The sequence below is a fragment of the Aeromonas sp. s12 genome, from assembly GCF_040907925.1.
Taxonomy (GTDB): Bacteria; Pseudomonadota; Gammaproteobacteria; order Enterobacterales; family Aeromonadaceae; genus Aeromonas; species Aeromonas veronii.
On the sequence record NZ_JBFOCT010000011.1, the window covers coordinates 248,397 to 254,470 of the forward strand.

Genomic DNA, 6,074 nt, shown 5'->3' on the forward strand with positions numbered 1-6,074 from the left:
CATCGTATTGCCTGATTACATGAAGGTAAGCGGCATGATGATGTGGAACTTGACGTCGTGCTCGGAGGCGAAGATGTTGGGGTAATCGGTCCAACCGCCGCCCTGGCTGATGTCGTTGTTGTAGTCGGTGTAGTGCAGTTTGAACAGGGTGCCTTTCAGCTTGCCATCCTGCACGGTATAGGTGACATCGAAGTTGGCTGCCCATTCGGTATCTTCACCGTTGGCTGCTTTCTTGCCTTGACCGGTTTCGATATCCCAACCGTAAGCACCGGATACACCGACGGACCAGCCAGGCGCACCAACCAGGTCATCCAGAGAACGGGTCACGCCGAAGAACAGCGCTTTCTCGTTGTTGGCGTTCCAGTCAGAGCGGGAGTCCCACCAAATTTCGTTGGCACCCTGGGAGTTGGCGTAGCCACGGGTCAGACGGGGCAGGTAGTTGCCTTCCGCACCTTCAGCCTTGGTCCACAGACCTTCCAGACGGAAGCCGTACGGGCCCATGCCCCAGGCAGCTGTCAGAGCTTGTTGCCATGCCAGACCGTCATAAGTCTCGATCTGGGAAGCGCCCTTGGTGTAGGTCTCGGTCTCGGAACCGTAGAACTGGTAGCTGGTGGAGAGGCCGCCCAGTACGTCAAACTTGTGAGCCAGTTTGAAGTGGTAGCTGTCCATGTAGCCTTCGGACTGACCGAAAGAACCGGTCACTGCAGTGCCATTTTCGAAGGTGTAACGGGCTGCGATACCGTGGATGTAGTCGATGACGTTTTCGTCAGCGAACGGATCCATCCACGCTTTGGCACGGGAGAAGACCTGAGTCTCTTTGTACCAGGGGGCCTTGTACTCGTCAGCGATGGCGTAGGTCAGGTAGAGGCCACCGAAGTTACCTTCAACTTGACCACCACGATAGGTACCCGGCTGATAAGACCAGTTAACACCGATTTGGCCAGGGACATACAGCTGGGTATAACCACCCTTGGCAGTGATGCCGCCGTCCAGGAATTTCAGCTTCATCGCTGCGTTGGAGAGGCTGAAACCACCTTCAGGGGAGCCATCTTTGGCGTTGTTGCCCCAAGAGCGGCCAGCGAAGGAGAATTCGTTTTCCTGGTTGACCGGGTGATTTTCGGTAACGGCCAGGTCATAGGCACCGAAGCCGCCCAGATCCAGACCTACGGTGTCCCAGGCATAACCGGAGTTGAAGTTAAGAGCGGCTTGAACGGTGGAATGGCTCAGATTGGACTGGTATTTGCCTTCTTTCTTGGCTGCAGTCGGGTCACCATCGATGCGCTGACGATCACGCTGGAAGTAGAACAGACCGCCGGTCAGTTTGGAGTCTTTAACGAAGGTTTCATAGGACTGGCCGTATTCCGGGCTCATCATATCCTGAGCTGCCAACGCCATACCGGGGGCGACCAGAGCGGCTACCACAGCGGCACTCAAAGCGGCGCGCTTGAAGATCACTTTTTCCATTTTTATTGCTCCTGATTTTATGGACTTAGCTTTTTTTCCGGCAGTTGGCATCGGGCCTACCGCTCGGTATTGGCATTGCAATCAAAACCCCGAAGGGCAAAAAATCTTGTCTTGGCTACCTGCAAACCCGGATGTCTTGGCACATCTGTAGTTGGCAGTCCTGATCATCACATGTTGTTTTTTTATGTTCCGATTCTTGGCTATCGGACAACCCCAAGAGTACGTTCGCGGTGCGAAATATCAATGAAAAGTTCCCTCAACGTTTCAAAAGTATGACCGAGTGCAAATAATCATGGGCAAGGTCGTAAACAGCCTCATGGCAGGTATCACGGTGATGAGAGCGTTTTCTTGAGGCCGCAGCCAGCGCCAGTGCGGGTTTTCATCCGGTACGGGGGAAGAGGTGTCAGTTAACCTGCCGATAACAGATAATTTTGTGCTACAAAAAAACTTTCCCTCTGGTCGAGGGAAAGTGAGCTGGCAAAGATTTGGGGCGAATAGGGTTCAGCCTTGCTGGCCGAGGATGCGGGGGATCTGCTGCGCCTGATGGTGGATATGGGAGGAGACCTGCACCGAGAGCTGACTCACCTGACGGGCATGCTGATGGATACGGGCGATCAGATCGGCAAAACTGGCCAGCTTGTGTTCCTGACTTTTGGCGTTGTCGGCGCCCTGCAGGGCGATCACTGCGGTGTTGCGGGCGATCTCCCGCACTGCCTGGGTAGTCTGGCGCAGTTGTTCCGCCTGCGCCCGCTGGCGGCTTGATTCGCTGGTGATCCGGTTCAGTACAGTGCCAAGTTGTTCGCCGGATTGGGTCAGGCGCCCCAGAATATCGGTGATTTGGTTGAGGGATTGCTGGGTATTGGCCGAGAGGTGACGCACTTCATCGGCAACCACGGCAAAGCCGCGTCCCTGTTCCCCTGCGCGGGCCGCTTCGATGGCGGCGTTGAGGGCCAGCAAGTTGGTCTGCTGAGCGATATGACCGATCACATCGACAATGGCCGTCACATCGGCAACCGAGCGGGTGAGGGCTTGCAGCGCCTCATCGCTCTCGTCAATCGCCAGTCCGGTCTGATGAGTTGCGTGCAGCATGCTCCCCACCAGATCTTCGCTCTGGCTCATCGCCTGTTCGTTATGGTGGGCATGCTGGGCGATGTCGGCGGCGACCTGATGGACCTCTCCGGCCAGCTGGTTCAGCTCATCCATCATCTGACCGCTCTCGTCGACCACCTGTTCGGTGGTGCGGGTGCTGTGGTGGATCTCGTCAACCTGACTGACCATCCCTTGCAGACTGAGGGATACCGCTGACAGCTGCCCCTCTTTTTGCTGTTGGTCCAGTTGCAGACGACCGATCAGCCGATTGTAGCTGGCAACAATATCGGCCAGCTCGTTGCGATCGCGCCCGGTAGGCAACGGCTCGGCCTGCCCCGTCTGATCGAGTTGCATAAAAGCTCCACGCAGTCGCAACAAGGGGGTGAGCAGCCAACGTCGTTGCACCAGCGCAAACAGCAGGGCGACTATCACCAGACAGAGCGCCAGCGTGCCGAGGATGGTGGCCAGCTCCTGATTGACGGCTTGCCGTTCGCGGGCAAGTTGTTGCCCCATCTGTCTGGTCGCTTGCAACATCGCCATGATGTCTTGCTGCACGGTCTGGCGGCCAGCCTGTTGCTGTTGCAGCGCCGCACGGCTGTTGGCCAGCTCCTGTGGATAGCGGCCCAGCAGCGAGCGTAATTCGCTGCGCGGTTGATCTCCCAGCTCCTTTCGTACCGGCTCCCCCAGCGTGAACTCATCGGCGGGCGCCTCTTCATATAGGCCGAGCAGCGGCAAGGCTTGCAGCGATTGGGCCTGTTTTTGCAGTGCCTCCAGCTCGAAACGGATCCCTTCGAGCAACTTCTCATTGCCCTGCTCCATATAGCTTTGGCGCAAATGGGCGAGGCGCGGCAGGCTCGCCAGGATCTCGGTTGCACCACGGCGATATTGCTGTGCTGCGGCAGATTGTTCCGTGCTGGCGCCTTGCTCCCCATAGCGGATCAGCGCCATGGCCTGGCTGCCCAGCTCACTCTCCGCATTTTGCAGCAGCAGCTGACTGTTGCCCGAGAGCTTGCCTGCGGCCTGATAGTCGTGCGCGATGCGCTGCGCCATCTGCTCGAGTTGCTGCCTGAGCGGGGCCGCCACGGCATCATCCTGAGCGGCCAGCGAGGAGAGCGCTTGCTGACGGATCTTCTCCGCAGTTGTCAGTTGTTGCGGATCGCCGCTGTTGAGGTAGTCACGCAGGCTGTTTTGCAGGGTCACTGTCACCAGTTGTTGCAGCGTCTCGTGCTGATGCTGGGCCTGATTGGTATGGGCAAGCTGTTGCCAGCCGTGGTAGAGGGCCAGCGCCTGTCCTCCCGCAACCAGTAACAAAACAAGGGAGGATAGGGTGGCGTAATGGGCGATTTTCACGGGGTAATTCCTGTCAGCACAGACCATGGGGGAGCGTGGCCAGAGCCTAAACAGGGATGATGGCGTTTTTATGACAGCATGGTCAGGTAGCCCTATCTTGCCGGCTTAACTGGCTGGGGATACCTGAGCGCTGTTGCGTTGGCCAAGCATACCGAGCAGGGCGCCTCCCATGATAAGTGCACCGGCCAGCAGATGGCGCGAGGTCAGCTCTTCTCCGTTCAATGCCACTAACAGCAAAGTACTCAGCAGCGGTGTCAGGTAGGCAAGGGCACCGATCCGGCGTGGATCGCCGTCTCGCAGTGCCAGATACCAGGTCACAAAGGCCGCCCCCATCGGGCCTAGCGCCAGCCCGATTATGAGACTCCAGTCACTGGTGGGGATCTGTGCGAGCGGCAGAGGCCCTTCGAGCAGACGAGCGAGCAGCAGCGCCAGCAAACCTGCGGGCAGGCAGGCTGCCGCAGTGACCACGGCAGGGGCTGGTGGCAGACGGCGTGATAGCACCGAATAGGCCCCCCAGACGACAGCTGCACCGAGCGCCAACAGGTATCCCGGCAGATAGGTCTGTTGCAGTTGCAGCTCGCCATTGACCATCACCAGCATGGAACCCGCCAGACCAAAGGCGCCAGCCAGCAGGTGACGGGCATGGAGTGGATGGCTGGGCAACAACAGCGGGGTGAACAGAATGATGCAGAGCGGCCAGAGGTAGTTGATGAGGTTTGCCTCCAGCACCGGGGCATGGCGAAAACTCATAAAGAGCAGCAGATGGTAGAGCAGCAATGCCGCAACCGTCACCAGCCAGGTAATAGGGCGAGCACGCCACTGGCGCCAGAACGGCAAGGCCCCGACCCCGCAGAAAAACAGCACCAGCCCGACCAGCACCAGTGGTGACACGCTGGTGACCCGTGACGTCAGCGCCGCCAGCGAGGCCCACAGCACAATGGTCAGCAAGGCAAAACCGGTGGATCTATCCCACCAGGAACATCCGGACATCCAACACTCCTTTGCAAGATGAAACAGGGCTTGGCCTCAAAGACAAGCCAAAGAGAAGCAGTCTATCAGAGAGCGCATGCTCTGAACGCAGAAAGGAGAGGGTAATTACGGTTGGATGGTCGGATTCATTGTCGCCAAAAACGACCAAGGGGTTAGCATCGTGAAGATGCTAATCCCTTGTTTTATATGGCGCTCCCGACTGGAGTCGAACCAGTGGCCTGTCCCTTAGGAGGGGATGGTTATAAGAGCTTTTGAATAAAAAATATCGTTAAAAAACAATGGTTTAAGTGCATTTTTGGATTTGAATAGCGCTGAAATAGCGCAAAATAATGCTTGCAACGCATGCGCAAATGCATTATTGGGGGTGAAATGAGGTTACGAGATGGCGTCCCAGGCAGGATTCGAACCTGCGACCTCGCCCTTAGGAGGGGCGCGCGCTATCCAGCTGTGCCACTGGGACGTGCGCGCATTATATAAAAATACTAATAAAAATAAACAGCTGAGTAGTTTTGCTGTCGGAAAGATTCTTTTTTAGCCTGATTGGGTGCTTGTTGTTCAGATTATTTGGTAGGGAGCCACTACACGGCTAAAAATGATTTTTAGTCCTCGATTGCTTACTCCAATCTGACCTCATCGAGACTTATCTATTGCCCTTTTTGCCATTCATGATATCGATAATTGGATCGCCAGCGGCCACCGAGACCGTTGTCAGCTAACAATCGTCGTCACTGGATGGGCGAGTTTCCATTTCACGATACCTGTAGCAGTTCCGGCCAGCGGGTTCTCTGGTGCAGATCAGCCCGTTGTCAGCCGACAATCGAGCTCGTTAGGGGCGGGATTCCATTTCACGCTACCTGTAGCAGTTGCGGCCTGCTGGCACTCCGGCGCAGATCACCTTGTTGTCAGCCGACAATCGAGCTTGTTGGGGCGGAATTTCCATTTCACGATACCTATAGCAGTTCGGGCCAGCGGGTTCTCTGGTGCAGATACCCCGTTGTCAGCCGACAATCGAGCTTGTTAGGGCGGGATTTCCATTTCACGATACCTGTAGCAGTTCCGACCAACGGGTTCTCTGGTGCAGATCACCCCGTTGTCAGCCGACAATCGAGCTCGTTAGGGGCGGGATTCCATTTCACGCTACCTGTAGCAGTTGCGGCCTGCTGGCACTCCGGCGCAGATCA

The 6,074-nt window shown here is 56.8% G+C and carries 3 protein-coding genes and 1 tRNA gene; all 4 read right to left on the minus strand.

The genetic code is table 11. The annotated features are described in order from the left end of the window. Window positions 1–15: 15 nt before the first annotated feature. Complete coding sequence (locus tag AB5Y67_RS05140) at window positions 16–1,464, minus strand: OprD family outer membrane porin (protein WP_005338723.1); 1,449 nt, start codon at window positions 1,462–1,464, stop codon at window positions 16–18. A 501-nt stretch (window positions 1,465–1,965) separates the two neighbouring features. Further along, window positions 1,966–3,903 carry a methyl-accepting chemotaxis protein gene (locus AB5Y67_RS05145; RefSeq protein ID WP_199427597.1) on the minus strand — a complete coding sequence of 646 codons (1,938 nt, stop codon included), beginning with the start codon at window positions 3,901–3,903 and terminating at the stop codon, window positions 1,966–1,968. Window positions 3,904–4,008: 105 nt separating this feature from the next. Further along, complete coding sequence (locus tag AB5Y67_RS05150; RefSeq protein WP_199427598.1) at window positions 4,009–4,893, minus strand: DMT family transporter; 885 nt, start codon at window positions 4,891–4,893, stop codon at window positions 4,009–4,011. 383 nt (window positions 4,894–5,276) lie between these two features. Beyond that, window positions 5,277–5,353, minus strand: a tRNA-Arg gene (locus AB5Y67_RS05155). Window positions 5,354–6,074: the final 721 nt, after the last annotated feature.

Bases quoted from the DNA above. Each gene is read 5' to 3' on its own strand.
- AB5Y67_RS05140 (WP_005338723.1), bottom strand. From the start codon at position 1,464: ATGGAAAAAGTGATCTTCAAGCGCGCCGCTTTGAGTGCCGCTGTGGTA.
- AB5Y67_RS05150 (WP_199427598.1), bottom strand. From the start codon at position 4,893: ATGTCCGGATGTTCCTGGTGGGATAGATCCACCGGTTTTGCCTTGCTG.